At 62.5% G+C, this 17,521-nt stretch carries 18 protein-coding genes; 8 read left to right on the top strand and 10 right to left on the bottom strand.

Annotation, left to right across the window (positions count from 1 at the left end):
- Nucleotides 1-6: 6 nt before the first annotated feature.
- A complete protein-coding gene (locus tag IPL79_12265; protein ID MBK9071759.1) occupies nt 7-1,176 on the bottom strand; it encodes a thermonuclease family protein in 1,170 nt (389 codons plus the stop codon).
- Complete coding sequence (locus IPL79_12260) at nt 1,173-1,829, bottom strand: hypothetical protein (protein ID MBK9071758.1); 657 nt, start codon at nt 1,827-1,829, stop codon at nt 1,173-1,175. Before IPL79_12260 ends, IPL79_12265 begins: the two co-directional genes overlap by 4 nt.
- Nucleotides 1,830-1,955: 126 nt before the next feature.
- On the opposite strand from IPL79_12260, the gene IPL79_12255 reads away from it, so the two are divergent.
- Nucleotides 1,956-3,077, top strand: coding sequence for an FAD-binding oxidoreductase (locus IPL79_12255; protein ID MBK9071757.1), 1,122 nt, complete (start codon nt 1,956-1,958; stop codon nt 3,075-3,077).
- A 3-nt stretch (nt 3,078-3,080) separates the two neighbouring features.
- On the opposite strand, the gene IPL79_12250 is transcribed toward IPL79_12255, so the two are convergent.
- From IPL79_12250 to IPL79_12240, 3 genes are all read right to left on the bottom strand, one after another.
- Nucleotides 3,081-5,168, bottom strand: coding sequence for a serine/threonine protein kinase (locus IPL79_12250; protein ID MBK9071756.1), 2,088 nt, complete (start codon nt 5,166-5,168; stop codon nt 3,081-3,083).
- 294 nt (nt 5,169-5,462) lie between these two features.
- The gene (locus IPL79_12245) at nt 5,463-5,729 is read right to left on the bottom strand and encodes a hypothetical protein (GenBank protein ID MBK9071755.1); all 267 of its coding nucleotides are present in this window, start codon (nt 5,727-5,729) and stop codon (nt 5,463-5,465) included.
- 132 nt (nt 5,730-5,861) lie between these two features.
- On the bottom strand, nt 5,862-6,614 hold the full coding sequence (locus tag IPL79_12240; protein MBK9071754.1) for a helix-turn-helix domain-containing protein: 753 nt from the start codon (nt 6,612-6,614) through the stop codon (nt 5,862-5,864).
- A 131-nt stretch (nt 6,615-6,745) separates the two neighbouring features.
- On the opposite strand from IPL79_12240, the gene IPL79_12235 reads away from it, so the two are divergent.
- From IPL79_12235 to IPL79_12220, 4 genes are all read left to right on the top strand, one after another.
- The gene (locus IPL79_12235) at nt 6,746-8,386 is read left to right on the top strand and encodes a benzoyl-CoA-dihydrodiol lyase (protein ID MBK9071753.1); all 1,641 of its coding nucleotides are present in this window, start codon (nt 6,746-6,748) and stop codon (nt 8,384-8,386) included.
- Nucleotides 8,387-8,407: 21 nt separating this feature from the next.
- Nucleotides 8,408-9,820, top strand: a complete 1,413-nt coding sequence (gene boxB / locus IPL79_12230; protein MBK9071752.1) for a benzoyl-CoA 2,3-epoxidase subunit BoxB — start codon at nt 8,408-8,410, stop codon at nt 9,818-9,820.
- A 9-nt stretch (nt 9,821-9,829) separates the two neighbouring features.
- Entirely contained in the window at nt 9,830-10,165 is a 336-nt protein-coding gene (locus tag IPL79_12225; protein ID MBK9071751.1) for a hypothetical protein, read from the top strand.
- A 291-nt stretch (nt 10,166-10,456) separates the two neighbouring features.
- A complete protein-coding gene (locus IPL79_12220; protein ID MBK9071750.1) occupies nt 10,457-10,762 on the top strand; it encodes a hypothetical protein in 306 nt (101 codons plus the stop codon).
- 50 nt (nt 10,763-10,812) lie between these two features.
- Here the strand turns inward: IPL79_12220 and IPL79_12215 are convergent, their stop codons facing one another.
- Nucleotides 10,813-11,715, bottom strand: coding sequence for a LysR family transcriptional regulator (locus IPL79_12215; protein MBK9071749.1), 903 nt, complete (start codon nt 11,713-11,715; stop codon nt 10,813-10,815).
- A gap of 100 nt (nt 11,716-11,815) precedes the next feature.
- Between IPL79_12215 and IPL79_12210 the strand changes: the two genes are divergently transcribed.
- The gene (locus IPL79_12210; protein ID MBK9071748.1) at nt 11,816-12,736 is read left to right on the top strand and encodes a hypothetical protein; all 921 of its coding nucleotides are present in this window, start codon (nt 11,816-11,818) and stop codon (nt 12,734-12,736) included.
- Nucleotides 12,737-12,763: 27 nt separating this feature from the next.
- Here IPL79_12210 and xth read toward each other — a convergent pair whose 3' ends face one another.
- The gene (gene xth, locus IPL79_12205) at nt 12,764-13,522 is read right to left on the bottom strand and encodes an exodeoxyribonuclease III (GenBank protein MBK9071747.1); all 759 of its coding nucleotides are present in this window, start codon (nt 13,520-13,522) and stop codon (nt 12,764-12,766) included.
- Nucleotides 13,523-13,639: 117 nt separating this feature from the next.
- On the opposite strand from xth, the gene IPL79_12200 reads away from it, so the two are divergent.
- Nucleotides 13,640-14,227, top strand: coding sequence for a hypothetical protein (locus IPL79_12200; protein MBK9071746.1), 588 nt, complete (start codon nt 13,640-13,642; stop codon nt 14,225-14,227).
- On the opposite strand, the gene IPL79_12195 is transcribed toward IPL79_12200, so the two are convergent.
- From IPL79_12195 to IPL79_12185, 3 genes are all read right to left on the bottom strand, one after another.
- Nucleotides 14,224-15,234, bottom strand: coding sequence for a metallopeptidase family protein (locus tag IPL79_12195; GenBank protein MBK9071745.1), 1,011 nt, complete (start codon nt 15,232-15,234; stop codon nt 14,224-14,226). The two genes, IPL79_12200 and IPL79_12195, sit on opposite strands and share 4 nt — an antisense overlap.
- A gap of 134 nt (nt 15,235-15,368) precedes the next feature.
- Nucleotides 15,369-15,530, bottom strand: coding sequence for a hypothetical protein (locus IPL79_12190; protein MBK9071744.1), 162 nt, complete (start codon nt 15,528-15,530; stop codon nt 15,369-15,371).
- Nucleotides 15,531-15,704: 174 nt separating this feature from the next.
- Nucleotides 15,705-16,508, bottom strand: coding sequence for a hypothetical protein (locus IPL79_12185; protein ID MBK9071743.1), 804 nt, complete (start codon nt 16,506-16,508; stop codon nt 15,705-15,707).
- A gap of 92 nt (nt 16,509-16,600) precedes the next feature.
- Here IPL79_12185 and IPL79_12180 point away from each other — a divergent pair, with 92 nt between their 5' ends.
- Nucleotides 16,601-17,416, top strand: coding sequence for an enoyl-CoA hydratase/isomerase family protein (locus IPL79_12180; GenBank protein ID MBK9071742.1), 816 nt, complete (start codon nt 16,601-16,603; stop codon nt 17,414-17,416).
- The last annotated feature ends 105 nt before the right edge of the window (nt 17,417-17,521 follow it).

Here is a 17,521-nt window from a genome sequence, read left to right as displayed (position 1 = left end):
TGATCCTTAAGGGGTCGGGGTGGGCGCAGGGATGGTCGAGAGCCTCGCGAGGGCCTCATCGAGGAAGGTCGCGGGGGTGGAGCCCTCGAGGCCTGGAATGGGGGATAGCTCGATCTGGTCCGGCGAATTGACGGCGATCTGCAGCTGGCGCGAGCCGGTGTGCTTATTCTGATACTCGGTGACGACGCCACGCACCGCGACAAACTCGCCGCGCCATTGCGAGAGCTTGGTGCTGGTGAAAACATCGCGGTCAAAAAAGATGAGGGGAAAATCCGACTTCTTGCGTCGCGACAACAGGACGCGGGTTGGCCCGGTATCGCCGAGATAGATATTGCCAACCAGGCCCAAGACGACGACCTCCTTACCCTTGTGCGCGGCGAGCTGCTCGGGGGCATCCCAGTTGGTCAACACCACGAAATTGGGTAATTTGGCAAACGCACGTTCCACCGTCGCCAAGAATTCGGCGCGCGCGTGCCACCAAGGCATGCGCTCTTCGTAGTCGTTATAGCCGGCGAGCCGCGTGTCCCAGATGCCGCGCTTGGCGTCGCGCGCTTCTTTCTCGGCGGCGACGAAGTCGGCATGGAAGCGGCGCGAATAGCCGTATTTCATAAAATACGGGCTCATGCCAGCGCGCACCGACTCGACATTAAAATTCAGCTCTTTGCCACCGCGGTCGACAATCACGTAGGCGAGGTAGCGATCGTAGAGGTCGCGAATCTCGGTGGCGTTATCGCGTTCGAGCCGAACCGTCTTGACGCCCTTGAAAAATGCCACCGCAAATTTTTTGGCTTCCTCGCCAAGTGGCGTCGCCGCTTTGGTCGGGCGGGCACGGTCGCCGCGTTTGGCCTTGAGGTACTTTTCGAAATCGGCATCGGCATCGCGCGCATCCTGGGCATTCTTGAACGTCTCCTCGGTATCCATCGCGAGCAGGCGAAGCGTGCTGTCAAGGCCGGCCACCGCGATGGTGTCGCCGTCGATAATCCTGGAAATCGGAAACTCGCCGATGACCATGCCGGCGGCATCGAGCTGCTTGAGCGTTGCCTTGGCTTGGGCAGGCGAATAACGGTGGGTCTCGGTCGCGCAGCCAAGCCAAAGCGAGGCCAGCGCACCAAGCACCAAGCTAAAGGTGGCAAGCCGCGAAGCGCGCGGCAGGATGGCGGTGGATGTGGGTTTCATAAAATTGGTTCCTCGCACGATTCGTTCGCCGCACCGGGCGAGCCAAATTCGTCGTTGGCGGTCTCCGCTTGCACGCACCAAGCCGTTTCAAGGTCATTGTCGGCCGCGGTCGGGGGCTTGCCGCCTACCGCGCCAAACGCCAGGCTGCCGCTGGTGGGCAGCACGCGATACAAGATGCGATCGAGCTCGACGCCGCACGCGCTCACGATGAGCTGGGCGTTGCCTGGAACGTCTTCGTCGAGGTCGTAGCCAAAGGTTGGCGCAAGCGGCGCTGCGTCGGCGCGAGCCGCGTCGCTCGGCGATAAGGCGAGATAGGCGCCAGCTGCCACTTCGAGATGATCGCGCACGATGGCGCGCGTGAGGTCGCCGCCGTCGACGCTGCGAAATGAAAACACCAAGCCGCGCAAGTCGACCTCGGCATCGCTGGCATTGAAAACCTCGACAAAGGCGGCAATGGGCAGCGGATCGTCGTCGGGCTGCGCCTTGCTTTGCGCGGCGCGCAGCTCGGTGACGACGAGCTCGCCCGGCGCGAGCGCGGGACAGATGTCCTCCTCGGCGGCGCGCTCGCACCCTGGCACCAGGCTGACCGCCACCAAGAGACAAGATGCCGCAGCTGCGCAGGTAGGAATGATACAAACCGCTGGCTTGCTCATGGGGCGCGACCTTACGCGAAAACGCGTGGCTTGCGAACCAAGAACGTGTGGCTAACCGGGTTGCCGGTGCGTCGCAAGTGCGCAGGGACAATGGCACCTGGTGGCTTTTTGCGATAAATCGACGACGTGCAACAGATTGACGTCGCGGTGATTGGCGCGGGTTACGCCGGCGCCGCGACGGCGTGGGGGTTGGCACAAAATAGCGTCATGGGCGATAGGCGTCCACGCGTCGTCATTTTTGAGCGCGAGACACGCGCGGGCAATTACGCCAGCGGCCGCAACGCCGGCATCATGCGCACCGTCGTCAGCGACCCGGCGTGGGGCATGGCGTGCACCGAGGCGCTGGCGGTTTTGCGGGGCAGCGAGCTGGCGGCGCTCTTTGCGCCCATTGGCTGCGTCTTGACCAGCACGGATCCGTTGCGGTTGGCGACGTTGGCGCGCCATGCCGAGGCGCAAGGCGCGGCCGCGCGTTTCGTGGGGCTTGAGTTGATCGACGAAGAATGGGGCGTTGGCGCCGAGGCGCGCGCGACGCTGGCGCCACAGGCGTTGCTCGTCGAGGTCGATGGCGTGGTGAATCCACACGACTTGCTCTCGGTCATGTTAGCGCGCGCGCAGGCCGCAGGCACCACGCTCGCGCTAGGCCACGGGGTAACCGGGCTGGCCCGCGAGACGCATGGCGGCGTGGAAGGCTGGCAGTTGCAAACCGCGCAAGGCGCTTGGTTTGCCCGCGTGGTGGTGAATGCCGCGGGATCGTGGTGCGACGAGCTGATCGCCGCGGCGACGTTGCCCACGCTGGGCTTTGTGCCGATCAAACGCCACATCATGCGCATCGAGATGCCCGTCACCTCGGCGCCGCTGGCACCAACCGTGGCGCCGTCGCGTCGCCGCGTGTGGTGGCATGTCGATGCGAGCGAGCACTACATTCGCGCGGCGTCGCCGGGGCGCTTCGTCGCCTCAACGTGTGACGCCACGCCGACCACGGCGGCTGACTATGAGCCCAGCTCCAATATCGCGGCGGCGCATCGCGCCCATGTCGAACAGTGGTGGCCGTGGCTAAGTGGCGGGAAAATCGACTCAGTGGCGTGTTTGCGCACGTTTGGGCCGGCTAGCGGCAACGGCCCGGCGGCGATGGTGCAGACCTTGGCGCCGGGATTTATTACCGTCGGTGGCCTAGGTGGGCACGGCGCCACCGTGGCGACGCTCGTTGGCATGCGCGCCAGCGCGCGCGTCGCTGAGATGTTGGGGTAAGAGCTAAAGTGCCGCGACCGTGCGTTCGAGAAACTGCGCGACTTGTTGGGCGGATTTAGGTCGTTCCGCCGGTGATTTTGCCAGACAGGCCGCGACGAATTCATCGACCTTGGGCGGCATCGCGGGCACGAACTCGGCGAGGCGTGAGGCCGGCGCGTACACATGGTCGCGCGCGGCAGAGATTGAGGGAAAGGGTGGCCGACCCGCCAACATGGCGTAGACGACGCAGCCGAGGCTATACAGATCGCTACGCGCCTCGAAGCTGTGCCCGCCGCCGAGCAGCTCGGGCGAGAGATACTCGACATTGCCGCGGACCGCGACGGAGCCGTGTGAGACAACTTCCATGAGTTGTTGCAACCCGACGTCGGCGATGAGCACCTCTTGCTTGTGCGTTATAAATATATCGTGCGGCGATAGGTTGCGGTGAAAGAGGTTTTGCGCGTGCAGCGCGACCAGGCCATTGGCGAGCTGGCGCGCGATCTCGAGCGCTTGTGGCACGGGCAGGGCCCCGCGCTTGTCGAGAAACGACTGCAGCGGCGTGCCATCGATCTTGGCCGAAATGACAAATACGCGCTCGCCTTCGCTCGCGACCTGATAGACGCGCGCGACGTTGGGATGGCGGAGCTGTGCCAAGATTTCGATGCTCTCAACATACGCGCCATAGGCATACGGATCGTTGCGCGCCGAGCGCGGCAGGACGCGCAGCACGACCTCCTTTTGGCTGCGCTCGTCGGTAGCGGCGTAGACCGGGCCACCAAGCCCATGGCCGAGCAGCTTGGCGATCTCAAAGCGATCAAATAAGAGATCGCCGGGCTGCGGCAGATCCGCGTGGCGCGCCGCCGACGGCGCCATGATGCGCGCCTCGACCGGCCCGAGCCCGGCGCTAGCCAATGGTCGGCTGCTGGCACCAAGCAACGTGCTGCGCGCCAGCGTGCGTTCGCGATCGATATTGATCGCGAGTTCTTGGTCGCGTCCGGTGGTCATGACAACGCCGCGTCGGACGACGACGCCATCGCTTTCAATGCTCAGCTCATGATTGCCTGCGGGCGCGCACAGCGTCGCCTTGCCGCTCGCGTTGGTGATCGCGGCGCGGTCGCGCTCGCGTCCAAGCCACACCGGGATGCCGTCGACCTTGGTGCCGTCGAGGCGCAGGTGGAGCAACACCACACCGGGCGCTAGGTCAAAGGCAATCGTCGCGGTAGCGCCACCCTGCAGCGTAACGACCTGCTGCAGCGATTCGTCGAGTATCACGTCGACGCCGTCGATCGCGATGACGCCGTAAACCTGCACAAACCACGTGCCTGGGCGCAATTGCAAGGGGGGCCAGGGCGCGTCACCAAGGGGCAGGCGCGTGATGCCGGCGCTTGAGGTGAGTTGCCGAAACTGGCGGCGAAACACCGTGACGTCGCCGACATTGGCATTGATTGGCTGATTGGCGACCGCCAGCACGAGCGCGCTTTGGCTTGCGCGCGGGTGTTGCCGCAGCTCGATCTTGATAACGCCGCGGGCACGCCACAGGCGAAACGCCGCGAGCCCGAGCATGACTAACGGCGTACTGAGAAAAATCAGTATGGCGATGGGGTTGAGATACGTGAGTTGAGAAGGATCGATCGGGAAGCGTCCAATTACCACCTCCGGGGTTGCGCCTCGCAAGCCGATATCGATCTCGACGGCGTTGCCGCTTTGGGTGACGCGCAGAAAAACCGCGCGTTCGGCGCCAGCCTCACGCATGGCCGTATCGACGCCGCCGAGCATTTCGATGGGCGTAATTTCGCGGCGCACCACCACGACGTCGCTGTTGTAGGGCGGCGCCGCCAAGGCTTCTTTGAGCGCGCGATGAAGCGGGCCAAGGTGCATCCGGCGCAGGGAATACCAACTGCCGACATCCGGTTCGACGACAAAAAGGGCGACCCGTTGCCCAACCAGGTCGACCTGCTTGTGTTCTTGCAACAGCTTATGAGCGAGCCCAAGCGCGCTGTTAACCGCGCTTGTCGCCTCGCGGCGCTGCTCCCCAGCGGAGCCGCTGCAACCGCTGCCGCTAAGCAAGCAAATCAGCAAAGCTCCGGTAACGTATCGCGGCGTTGTCGTCATGGCGTGAAGCGAGGGCTTACGTCAAGTATCACATACAAATCGTCAGAACAGCCCAGCTGCGAGCCCAATCCGCACCGTCAAAGGTTGTGGCGCTTCGCTTAAATAAATACACTTGGTGACGATGAATCGCCCGCGCACATCGTTTGTTCTGGGTTGTGCATTTGGGTGGCTATTGCTCGCCTGTGGCGACAACGAAGGTAGTGGCACACCCGACGCGGCCAATGATGCCGGGCCGGATGGTCCGTTAGGGCTTATCGAAGGCCAATGTAGGGAGAGCGCCGATTGCGCGTTTAATCAGTCGGCGTGCTTCGTGCCGGGCGAGTCGATCGGCTGCGGCGCATGCGAGAACGTTAAGAGCAACTGCGACGGCGACGCCATTTGCGATCCGGTCGGGACCGGCAACATTTGCGCTGACGTAGCGTGCGCCTGCTCACCCGCAGCAATTTGCGTCGCAGGTTGCGGCGAAACGGGCTGCGGCGAGGGCGAGGCGTGCAATGCCACCACGGCGCGATGCAGCGCCGCGGCGTGTGACGCGAATACGCCGTGCCCAAATTCGTTCACGTGTAGCAACGGCGAATGCGGCCGCACCACGTGCAGCGATGATGCGCCATGCGGTGGTGGCTATTGCGTCAAGGGTAGCTGCTACGCGATGCCTGGCACCTGTTCGTTGCCGCCTCCGTAAGCGCGAGCTCCTTACGCCGCGGTCGCGGTCGCCAGCTGCTTGACCATCGCCGGCACACCGCGCGCCGTTTGCAAATGGATGCGGGCGCGCGCGTACGCCGGCTCGCGCCGCGCGAGCATGTCGCGCAGCTCGGCAAAGGCGTGGGGGTTGTTCTGCATCGGCCGCAAGTCACCTTGCTGCACCACGCGCTCCCAGTGCTGCTTAGGCGTCGCTTTGAGCCAAACCGTGGTGCAGCGCTGAAGCACCAGCTCGTAGTTGGCGTCATCGGTGACGATGGAGCCGCCCGTAGCGAACACGCACGGCGACCCATCGATGATCGCGCGTAGCGCTTGGTGTTCGAGGCGGCGGTAATAAGCCTCGCCATGCAGCTCGAAGATCTGCGCGAGGCGCAGGCCAGCAAGGCGCTCAATTTCGCGATCGAGCTCGAAGAAGCGCCAGCCGCGTTGCTTGGCGAGCAACGGGCCAAGGGTGGATTTGCCGGCGCCGCGCATGCCGAGCAGGGCGATGGGCAACTCGCTCGCGGTGGCGCGCAAGAGCTCGTCGGGCGCGAGCTCAAGCGCCGCGGCAACCTCGGCAAAGCGCGTAAGCGAAATGTTACCGGTGCCCGCTTCGAGCAGCGCGAGAAAACGTTCCGAGAGGCCGGCCCGGGCGGCCAACTCGCGCCGCGACCAGCCTCGCTGCTGGCGACGGGCGAGCACCTGCGCGCCAACGCGGGCCAGGAAGGCCTCGGCGGTAGGATGCGCGGCGGCGCGTGGCTCGACCATGACGCGAAATATATTTCATGTTTTCTTTGCGCAATCAAGCAGTAAATTGCTTGTCAGAAGCCTCGCAAAATCGGTACACCATGCGACGGCGCGCCGCAGGGCTGCCGCCCGCAAGGAACCCGATGAATCCAATGGAATGGACCCAATTCGAACCTGGCCCCGCGAGCTATCGCCACTGGCAGCTCGAGGTGGCGGGCCCAGTTGCCAAGCTGACCATGAAGGTCGATGCGGCGCATCCGCATAAGCCAGGCTATGAGCTCAAGCTTAACTCCTACGATCTATCGGTCGACATCGAGCTCGCCGACATTACGCAGCGCCTGCGCTTTGAGCACCCCGAGGTGCGGGTATGCGTGGTTGGCGCCGACCTCGATCGGGTGTTTTGCTCGGGCGCCAACATCTACATGCTCGGCGCGTCGTCACATTCGTTTAAGGTGAACTTTTGCAAGTTCACCAACGAGACGCGGCGGTATCTCGAAGACGCCTCGGCCCACAGCGCGCTTAAGTTTTTGTCGGCGTGCAAGGGCACCACGGCCGGTGGCGGCTATGAGCTGGCGCTCGCCTGCGACGAGATCATGCTGGTTGAAGACGGCAACTCGGCGGTGTCGTTTCCCGAAACGCCATTGCTTGCCGTGCTGCCTGGCACTGGCGGCCTCACCCGCTTGGTCGACAAGCGCAAGGTGCGGCGTGATCGCGCCGACGTGTTCTGCACCCTCGCCGAGGGCATCAAGGGCAAGCGCGCCAAGGAGTGGAATCTCGTCGACGACGTGGTGCCGCGCAGCAAGTGGGACGAGGCGGTTAGCGCCCGTACGCAGGCGTTGGTGGCTAAGGCCAGCGGCGAAGGACGCGCGGTTGGCCCCGCGGTTAAATTGCCGGCGCTTGCCGCCACGGTCAAAGACACTTCGCGCGCGTATTGCTACGTCTCGCTCGATATTGACAACAAGCAACGCACCGCCACGCTTACCGTGCGCGCGCCATCGCAGGCGCCGCAAGGCAGCATCACCGCCGAGGGCGTGGACACGTGGTCGCTGCGCGCCTTTCGCGAGCTCGACAATGCGCTGCTGCACCTGCGCTTCGATCTGCCGCAGATTGGCACCGTGCTGGTGCGTACCATTGGCGATCGCTCGCTGGTGTTGGCGCACGACGAGGCCTTGCGCGCCGATGCCAGCGGTTTTGCGCGCGAGGTGCGGCTCTTGCAAGCGCGCGTGCTGCGCCGCCTAGACAACACCGCCAAGTCGCTGTTTGCCGTCGCCGATTCGCCCGAGTCGTGTTTTGCCGGCGTGTTGCTCGAAGTGGCGCTCGCCTGCGATCGCGCCTATGGCCTCATTGACGCCAAAGAAGCCATTGCCCTGCAAACCGGCGTCGCCAATCGCGGCGACTTGCTCACCGCCAGTGGCCTCTCTCGCCTCGCTGTGCGCTTCTATGGCACACCTGCGCAAGTGGAAAAAGTCTTGGCCGAAGGCGCCAAGGGCCCGTTGTCCGTCGAGGCCGCCGAAGCGCTGGGGCTCGTTACCATCGCCGCCGACGACATCGACTTTGCCGATGAGCTGCGCATTGCGGTGGAAGAGCGCGCGTCGCTGTCGCCCGATGCGCTTACCGGCATGGAGGCATCGCTGCGCTTCCTTGGCCCGGAAACCATGGAGACCAAGATCTTCGGCCGTCTCTCGGCGTGGCAAAACTGGATCTTCACTCGCGCCAACGCCACGGGCGAACAGGGCGCGCTGACGCTGTACGGCCGCCCCGAGCGCCCCGCCTTTCAATTTAACCGCACCTAGCCGCGATTTAAGGAGTCCACCATGACCGCCGTTCTCACCGACGAAAAAATCCCCAACAACGTCCACCTCGCCGACGACAAGCGCCTGCAACGCGCGCTCGAAGAATGGCAACCCAAGTTCATTGAGTGGTGGAAAGACATGGGCCCGGTTGGCTTTCAGGCGAGCGACGTCTACCTGCGCACCGCGGTTTCTGTGGAGTCCGACGGCTGGGCGCATTTCGACCACGTCAAGATGCCAGACTATCGCTGGGGCATTTTCCTTGAGCCGAAAGTCGAAGGCCGGCTGCAAGGCTTTGGCGATTTTCAAGGCCAGCCGGTGTGGGACGAAGTGCCAGGGGAATTTCGCAACGTGCTGCGCCGCCTGATTGTCACGCAGGGCGACACCGAGCCGGCCTCGGTTGAGCAACAGCGCATGCTCGGCAAGACCGCGCCGTCGCTGTACGACATGCGCAACCTGTTTCAGGTCAACGTCGAAGAAGGCCGCCATCTTTGGGCCATGGTCTATTTGCTGCACACTTACTTTGGCCGCGACGGCCGCGAGGAGGCCGAAGAACTGCTGATGCGCCGCTCGGGCGACAGCGACCGCCCGCGCATCTTGGGCGCCTTTAACGAACCCAATAACCATTGGTTGTCGTTTTTTATGTTCACCATGTTCACCGACCGCGACGGCAAGTACCAACTCGCGTCGCTCGCCGAGAGCGGCTTTGATCCGCTGGCGCGCACCTGCCGCTTCATGCTTACCGAAGAGGCGCATCACATGTTTGTCGGCGAGACCGGCGTGCAGCGCGTGATCAAGCGCGCCTGCGAGCTAATGAAAGAATCGAGCAACGGCGATGTGCGCGCGCTCGGCGGCATTGACCTGCCGACGGTGCAGAAATACCTCAACCTTTGGTACACGTTGTCGCTCGATCTGTTTGGCGGCGAGATTTCGTCCAATGCGGCCGACGCCTTTGCCTCGGGCCTCAAGGGTCGCTTCAAAGAAGACAAATACGAAGACCACAAGCTGCTCACCGGCACCCACCGCATGGACGTGCTCGAGAACGGCCAGGTCGTCGGCAAGGACGTGCCGATGCGCACCGCGCTCAACGAGGTGCTGCGCGAGGAATACATCAAAGACTGTCAACGCGGCGTCGACCGCTGGAACAAGACCATCGCCGACTCGGGCATTGCCTTCGAGATGAAATTGCCATCGCACAAGTTCCACCGCCAAATCGGCATGTGGTCGACGGTTCATTTTACGCCGACCGGCGAGCTGATCAGCGCCGACGAATTCGCCAAGCACAAACACGCCTGGCTGCCCACCGAGGAAGACGAGACCTACGTCAAGAGCCTCATGGTCTCCGTTACCGAGCCCGGCAAGATGGCCGGCTGGATCGCACCGCCTCTGCGCGGCATCAACGGCCTGCCCGAGCAGTTTGAATACGTCCGGTTTTAGGAGTTATTCGTGGACCCAATTGTTGGCCTCGTTATCCTTTTGATCGTGATTGTTTTGGTGGGGCGCTTCATAAGTAAGAAAAATACTCCTGCGCGATTTCTAGCGATATGGATAACAGGGTGTGCATTTTTGGTGGCTGCGACGTCATTTCTAATTGATGTGACCAAGGCGCCTGAAGGCAGCGACGGTGATTGGGGCGATTTAGCGATAATGTTCCTGGGCGGATGCGCGTTTTGTTTGTGGTTTGTTGGTGTTCCTATAGTTTCCTACATACTTTCGCGAAGCAGAAAGAGGCGCGATGCCAATGACGCAATGAGGGCCGAATCTGACGGTCATCAGCCTTAAAAACGATGCCAGCAGCGATCTGCGCTGGGACACAACACCACGGAAGATAGCCATACTTCGGCTGTGTCCCGTCGTAAGCGGGGTCACGTACTACGCCAAAAAAATTTATAAAATCGGCTGGTTGCCCACCAAAGTGCTGGATTTCGGATTTGTTGGGCGTGTGCGCTGCCGCAGCATCGTGCGCCTGCGCGCAGCGTTTGAGGCAAACCGCGTTCGGCCGAGCGCCAGAAGGCACTAGGCGCGGGCGTTCGATTTGGCGCGATTGATGCAGTGCCTGATCGGGAGGCAATTATGACCAAGAAACCAAACGAAACCCTAGATGAGCTATTCCCTGATGGCGGCGTGCGCAATGCGGAGGAGGCAACCCTCGATGAGGATGAAGAACTCGATGCCGCCTCGCGTGGGGAAAACCTCACGGAGGAAGACGCACCGATAGGTACCGGCGAAATCGACGCCATGGGACGCGCGGCCGGCATCCCCCCCAATAGCGAGCGCCCCTTCACAGGCATCGCGGCGGTTGACTGGCGAGACAAGTCGCGCTGGGAGCTCGATCCTGAATCGGATGGGCGCGGTCCAGCGCACGCTGCCGCGAAATAGGCGCCTGACGTACAACGGGGACTGGCGGCACAATGTGCCAGACCGGCGCGCTAGTGCCGATGCTCCAAATGCCTAGTCGCCTGCCGCAGGATGGCCGAAATGGGCTCGTCGTGTGATTTTCGTTCCGCGGTGACGGCGTAGTAGGTCTCGCGTACGCCAACGCATTCGCCGAGCAGGCGAAGGCCGTGGAGCCCTTCTACTTCTTTACGGACAATACCTCGCACCGGCAAGATGCACGTCCCTAGGGTTCCCAAGGCGCGCATGATGCCAGCGTCGTTGGTCTCGGCAACGACCTCGACGCTGAGTTCATGCTCAAGCAGCCAATGGTCAAGCGCCTTGCGTAACGGGCCGCCCGCCATAGGCATCACGAGCTTTTTCCCGTTAATGCCGGCGGGAAAGTCTTTCTTTAGACCGCGCGCGAGGCGATCGTGGGCGTAAAGGGAGATGCCGGTATTCCCAAGAATTTGCACGTGGAGCCGCGATGCGCGCGGCAGCTGCGGTGGGTCGTTAGTAATCACCATGCCGCAACGTCCCAGCATTAGGCGCTCTAGCAGCACCGGCGGATCATCTTGCCGAATCTGCACGGAAACATTCTCTGACGCCAGCGTGGTTTCCATCACCCATGCAATGAGCGATTTTGGAATTGAGGGCGCGACGCCAACCACCACCATCTTTCGTCGGCCCCGTAAGCGCCCTTGCGCCGATTCGTTGAGTTCACGGCCTAGCCGAAAAATGTCGACGGCATAGCTTAGGGCTTCTTGGCCAAACGAGGTTAGCCACAGCCGCTTGCCGCGGCGGTCAAACAACAGCGTGCCTAGGTGGGCCTCGAGCGACTTGAGTTGCGCGCTGAGGGTTGAGTGCGTCAATTTCAGCTTGCGGGCCGCGGGCGCGATGCCACCTTCCGACGCGATCACTGAGAAGTAGTACAGGTGCTGATAGTTTAGCCAGTTCATATTTTGAATGTCGATTAAAACGACATCGCATGTCAATCGTTCGTTATAGACGAATAGCAAAGCGGGGCGCATCCTGACCTTTCCGAGAAAGGGACAGAATATGAGGGCAACCGATACACGCTTTACTCCTCGAATCCCGTCAACCGCAGATGAGGCGCGCCGCCATGCGGCCATCGTCGTTTTGGCGCTGGACCAAATCGAAGGCGAAGCGGAGACGCTACATCGCGCGTACGCGGCCTCTCGCCTGCTCGGGGCAACCCTCGAAGTTATGCGCGTTGTCGATCATCGGCCGAGAGGCTCGCCGCATTTTGCCGAGGGCACCATAACGGAGCTGCCAGGAGGCACAGAAGCCAAGAGCGCGACCACCGCGCACCGGCGCGCTACCGAGGCGTGGGTGCGAGATGTCTTGGGGCAACGAAGAGGCGTCAACGTTACGACCCGCGATGGCGACTTGGCCGAAGAGGTCACCCGCATCATACGATCGCTCGAGGGCGCCGACCTCATCGTGTTAGGCGGACAAACCGGTCGCAATGCCGAGCTGGTAACAAGCCTCGTCATCGAGACCAAGACCGCGGTCCTCATCGGCCGCGGCGCCACGTCAACCGAGACAATTCTTGCGGCGACTAATTTGGAGCGCAAAGAGTGTCCCGAGCTGCGGTCGGCCGCGCGGTTGACGCCGCAGATTGATGGCGAGCTGATGGCGATCCACAACGTGCCACCGGCCTATTTCACGCCGGAGCGCATGTGGACGCTTGGCGTAACGCCCGACGTCGTCAAGCAAGCCTGCGCGTCCAAGCTTGAACATGCGGCGGCACGAATCGGGGTGCCCATTGAGGCCGTTGTTTGCTCAGAATCGGAAACCAAGGTGGCCATCCTCAGCCGCGCGCGAACGCGATGTCGACGTGATCGTCATAGGGCTTCGATGCGACCACTCGACCGACGCGGAACATCACCACGCCCTGGTCAAGGAAATCTTAGAAGAGGCCCAGCGGTCTGTGCTGGTGACGCCTGTTTTTCCTAGCCGCGCATTGGCTGCCGATCGCCTAGCCTAGCCGCGCAGCTCAATCAGCACCGGGCAATGGTCGCTGCCCATGACGTGCGGCAAGATCGCCGCGCGCTTGAGGCGTGGGCGGAGCGCCGGCGAGATTAGAAAGTAGTCGATGCGCCATCCCACGTTGCGGGCGCGCGCGCCGGACATCGGGCTCCACCACGTGTAGTGATTTGGCCCCTTTTCGAATTCGCGAAACGTATCGATGAACCCGGCGGCCAGAAACGCCTCAAAGCCGGCGCGCTCTTGCGGCGTAAAGCCGTGGTTCTTCACATTGGCCTTGGGGTTGGCCAGATCGATTTCCGTGTGCGCCACGTTAAGGTCGCCGCACCAGATGACGGGCTTCTTGCGCTCGAGCTTTTTTAGATACTTCAAAAACGCCACATCCCATTGCTGGCGATAGGGCAGGCGGGTGAGCTCGCGCTGCGAGTTGGGCACGTAAACATTCACCAAGTAGAAGTCTTCATACTCGGCGGTGAGCACGCGGCCCTCGCGGTCGTGCTCGGCCACGCCGATGTGCGGCTTGACCGCAAGCGGCGCTTTCTTCGAGAAAATCGCGGTGCCCGAATAGCCCTTCTTCTCCGCGCTGTTCCAATGCGCGCCGTAGCGCTTAGGCCAACACGGCTCGACCTGGTCTGGCGAGCACTTGGTTTCTTGCAGGCACAAGATGTCGGGCTTTTCGGCGTCGAGAAACTCGAGGAAATTTTGTTTCTTGATCACGGCGCGCAGGCCGTTGACGTTCCAAGAGATGAGCTTCATGGGTCAGCTTCACTCTAGGACAACACGGGCATGGCGGGCAAACTGATGCGCCGGCTCTTCTTCGTCGTGTCGCCACCCAATTGAGCGTGTCGGCACAGAGATGTTACAGTGGGCTTCATGCGCCAACCTCGATCGCTCCACCCTGCGGTTCTCCTGGTTATCGCGATATCGGCGGGTTGCTCGAACGTGGCGTGCAGGCATGACAGCCCCGCAGGCCCAGCGGCCTCCACAGCAGGCGTCGCCGTCGCCCCCATCAACATCATTGTCGAGCTCGCCATCTCCGACCCCAGCGCCATGCCGGCCGGTTTTGAGCCCCGCCTGCGCGAGGCGCTCGCGGGCATTGCGTCGCGGCGCTTCGCACAAGCCATTCCATTTTTTGAGGCGTCAAACTATGAAACGCAGCGCCAGCTTGGCGTTGGCGAAAGTTCCTACATCATGGAAGGCCTCGGCCTCTCATTAAGTTCACATGTCGCAGGGCCGGTCATCTACGGCGCCGGTGGGCTGCCGAACGACGAGCTTTGGGCCAGGCTTGGCAAGATCACGGTTACCGGCGTGCAGCCCAGCCGCGACGCCGACGGTCGCGCCATCACCGGTTTGCTCGAGGTCACCGGCGACGTGCTGTTCTTAGGTGGCAGTCTCTACGCGTTGCGCCTGCAGTTTCGTGAGACCGCGGCGGGATGGGTTATTGCTCCGCCACTTGGCTAGCCCAAGCCAAGCTGGTCAAGCTGGTCGTCGTCGAGGCCAAAATAGTGCGCCGTCTCGTGCAGCACGGTGATGCGCACCTGCTCGCGCATGTCGTCTTCGTCGAGTGAGGCGGCGGCGATGTTGGCGCGGAACAGGCGAATCACGGTCGGCTCGTTGGCGTTCAGGCGATCCGCGGTGGGGGCGCCTTGAAACAGGCCAAGCGCGCGCGGATCGACGCCCTCGCGCACGTGGGCCTCGCTGGGCGCTTCTTCGATGAGCAGCGGTACGGTTTCCAGATCGCGTTTGGCGGCCTCACAGAGCAGCTCAAACGCGGCTTCCGCTTCTTGATTAAAAGCGTCTTCGTCGAGATCCCAGTCGGGCTTTTCGGCACCGGCATCAAGCCTTGCCACCTCCAGCCAAGCGGCCGTGCGGCTCGCGGCGTCGCCGGCTTCATCGTAGATGGCGCCCATCGCGTGCAGCGCATCGGCGCGCATTTCGTCATCCTCGGAGGCCCGGAACAACCAGGCAAGGGCTTGCTTGCTATCGCCGGCCTCTAGCCACAATTCGCCGAGCTGCATAAAATCGGCGGGGTCGTCGAGCTCGAGGTCGGCGAGCTGGCCGAGCATCTCGCGCACGGTGGCCTGTTGCTTAGTCGGCGAGCCGGGCGAGGCCAAGATGATTTCGGCCTTCAGCGTCATCGCCGCGAACATCATGCCGTCTTCCTCAATGTTTTCGATCGCGGCATCGACGTGGCGACTCGCCGCATCGAGATTGCCTTCGCTCAAATGAATCGCCGCGGCGGCCAATGCCGCATCGGGATACGTTGGCTCGGCGGCGGCAAGTGCCTCGAAGGCCGCAAGGCCATCGCCGTCGGTGGCCTCGGTAATCTCGGCGGCGAGGAAGCGCACCTCGGGCGCCGTTGGCGCCAGCTTTTCGGCCTTGCCGAGCAGGCGCTTGGCCTGCGTGAGGTCGCCCTCGGCGAGGCATTCGGTCGCGTCGTTGAGAAGTGCTTCGAGTTCTGGGGTCATGGCGATGGCGCGGAGCATACGCGATCTGGCGCGCAAAATATGCCCGCGGTTGCGCGGCGCGAATTCGCCTGGCCTACCCGAAAACAAAAAACGCCAGGTCGTAAGACCCAGCGCGGTTTGGCTTGAGATTAGAATTATGGGGTGGTTGGGGCCGCTTCGGCAGGCGCCGCTTCGGCTGGAGCAGCTTCGCCGCCTTCAGCAGCTGGCGCGGTTTCTTCCGCCGCTGGTTCGGTGGCGGCTGGCGTGGTGGCCTTGTCTTTCTTCTTGCAAGCGCCAAAAGAAGCGACGAGGGCCATAGCAACGAGAACGATACGTAGAGTTTTCATGTTCAATAATCTCCTTAGGTAAACCTTCTAAAGCAGAAGCATTAAAATGCTACCGGAAGGGCAAATGACCGCGCTATGGCCGCGTGCGGAAAACACGCGGGAAAGGCATTTCAATTGTAAAGGACCGCTTACGCTGAACCCGCTTTATGGGGTGGCAGGGGCGGGTGATGGCGTATTTGGTGTGGCAGGTGCTTGCGTTGACGCGGCTGGGTCGGTTGTGGCTGATGGCGCTGCGGTCGGCGGTGCCGTTGCTGGAGTCGCGGCCTCGCCGGTCACCGCGATCGATTCAGGCGTAATGGTGTCGCGGGCGACCTTGGCGCATTCGGCGATGGCGTCGTTGTTGGTCTGGCTCGCCCCCCCGCGCACCCACATCTCGCACTTTGTGTCCTCGTCGTAGAAGCGGAATGATTTCACGTCGTAGACGCCTGAGGCCACCACCTGCACGCAGGTAGGAAACCCCAGCGATTCGTCGAGCTCGAAGCCGTTTTGTTTGCATTTGTCTTTTACGCGTTGCTCGGTCTGGATGGTCCAGCAGAAGGCGGTCACAACGCACACGTCATCCCCGGCGAGCACGCCGAGGCGGCCTTCCTTCTTGATGATTTTTTGTTGCTGAGCCTCGGTGGGCGGCGTCCCTCCACGCACCAGGGCGCAACTTGCCGCGGCATCGGCGACGGGCGATGAGGCATTTTCAACCGACATCGGCTCTACTTCATTAAGCGCGCGTCCATAAGACGCGACGTCGATGAGCTGATCGCACGGAATCTGTTTGCGGTTGGGTACGGGTGGGCGAATGGTCTGGCCCGCCGACTGCTCGGCCTTAATTTTCATCTGTGTATCGTATTCTTGGCGCGCTGCCTTGCGGCCATCTTCGGCGCTCGGGCCACATGCGACCAGCGCGGTGATCATCAGCGAAATAAAAGCAAACTGGTGCACGCAACGAGTCATCATGGGGCGGTGGTATCACGGGCAATTCGCCCTGGAAAGCCCGTTGTCGCGCCTAGGGGATTGCATGGTCCACGGGGGCCTGGCAAGACAGCGGCATGTCGCAAAGCTCGCCCCAAACATCGGGCCCAACCTTGGTCACCTACGCCTACGCCGACGGCATCGCCACGCTCACGCTGCATAATCCGCCGGCGAATGCCTACTCCTACGAGATGTTCCGCCAGCTTGACGACGCGGTCCTGCGCGCGCGCATGGATACGTCTGTGCACGTGATCGTGATTACAGGTCATGGCGAAAAGGTTTTTTGCGCCGGCGCCGACATCGCGATGCTACGCGCGGCGACGCCAGAATTTAAGTATTACTTTTGCCTGCATGCCAATGAAACGCTGCTGCGACTTGAGCACACGCCCAAGCTCGTGATCGCGGCGATCAACGGACATTGCGTTGGCGGCGGCCTTGAGATCGCGATGGCGTGTGACTTGCGGATCGCGCGCCGCAATGCCGGCAAGCTCGGGTTGCCAGAAGTTGCGCTCGGCGTCTTGCCGGGGACGGGCGGCACGCAGCGACTATCGCGCTTAGTCGGGCGCGCTAAGGCGATGGAGCTCATGGTGAAAGGTTCAACGTTTACCTGCGAGGCCGCGCGCGACATGGGCCTCATCACCGATATCTGCGATGTCAGCGCGGCGGATTTTCCCGCGGCGGTTACGGCGTATGCGCGCGACTATTGCCCTCCAGGCAAAGCCGCAGGCGCGGTTGGCCACATCAAGCGCGCGGTGCAGACCGGCAGCGATTTGTCGATGGAGGCGGGCCTGGCGCTCGAGCGCGAGCTGCAGCAACGCCTCTTTGCCGCCCCCGATGCCAAGGAAGGCCTTGCCGCCTATACCGAAAAACGCGCGCCGCAGTTTCGCGGCTAGGTTGAGTCACGGCCTGCCACCCTTAGGGCCCGCGCATGGCTTATTCGATCGCTCTCGCGGCGGATGCATCCCGTATCGCCTCGTTGCTCCTCGGTCTCGTACCTA

This window comes from Myxococcales bacterium, assembly GCA_016716835.1.
In the GTDB taxonomy this organism is placed as follows: Bacteria; Myxococcota_A; Polyangia; order Haliangiales; family Haliangiaceae; genus JADJUW01.
Note: the sequence above shows the minus strand (reverse complement) of the source record. Positions and strands in the feature narration are given on the sequence as shown.

What these genes read in the sequence shown, in the direction of transcription:
- IPL79_12200 (MBK9071746.1), top strand. Translation starts at nt 13,640, where the DNA reads ATGCGCCAACCTCGATCGCTCCACCCTGCGGTTCTCCTGGTTATCGCG.
- IPL79_12235 (MBK9071753.1), top strand. Translation starts at nt 6,746, where the DNA reads ATGGAATGGACCCAATTCGAACCTGGCCCCGCGAGCTATCGCCACTGG.
- IPL79_12185 (MBK9071743.1), bottom strand. Translation starts at nt 16,508, where the DNA reads ATGATGACTCGTTGCGTGCACCAGTTTGCTTTTATTTCGCTGATGATC.
- boxB (MBK9071752.1), top strand. Translation starts at nt 8,408, where the DNA reads ATGACCGCCGTTCTCACCGACGAAAAAATCCCCAACAACGTCCACCTC.
- IPL79_12240 (MBK9071754.1), bottom strand. Translation starts at nt 6,614, where the DNA reads ATGGTCGAGCCACGCGCCGCCGCGCATCCTACCGCCGAGGCCTTCCTG.
- IPL79_12265 (MBK9071759.1), bottom strand. Translation starts at nt 1,176, where the DNA reads ATGAAACCCACATCCACCGCCATCCTGCCGCGCGCTTCGCGGCTTGCC.
- IPL79_12180 (MBK9071742.1), top strand. Translation starts at nt 16,601, where the DNA reads ATGTCGCAAAGCTCGCCCCAAACATCGGGCCCAACCTTGGTCACCTAC.
- IPL79_12210 (MBK9071748.1), top strand. Translation starts at nt 11,816, where the DNA reads ATGAGGGCAACCGATACACGCTTTACTCCTCGAATCCCGTCAACCGCA.
- IPL79_12260 (MBK9071758.1), bottom strand. Translation starts at nt 1,829, where the DNA reads ATGAGCAAGCCAGCGGTTTGTATCATTCCTACCTGCGCAGCTGCGGCA.
- IPL79_12215 (MBK9071749.1), bottom strand. Translation starts at nt 11,715, where the DNA reads ATGAACTGGCTAAACTATCAGCACCTGTACTACTTCTCAGTGATCGCG.
- IPL79_12195 (MBK9071745.1), bottom strand. Translation starts at nt 15,234, where the DNA reads ATGACCCCAGAACTCGAAGCACTTCTCAACGACGCGACCGAATGCCTC.
- xth (MBK9071747.1), bottom strand. Translation starts at nt 13,522, where the DNA reads ATGAAGCTCATCTCTTGGAACGTCAACGGCCTGCGCGCCGTGATCAAG.
- IPL79_12220 (MBK9071750.1), top strand. Translation starts at nt 10,457, where the DNA reads ATGACCAAGAAACCAAACGAAACCCTAGATGAGCTATTCCCTGATGGC.
- IPL79_12190 (MBK9071744.1), bottom strand. Translation starts at nt 15,530, where the DNA reads ATGGCCCTCGTCGCTTCTTTTGGCGCTTGCAAGAAGAAAGACAAGGCC.
- IPL79_12250 (MBK9071756.1), bottom strand. Translation starts at nt 5,168, where the DNA reads ATGACGACAACGCCGCGATACGTTACCGGAGCTTTGCTGATTTGCTTG.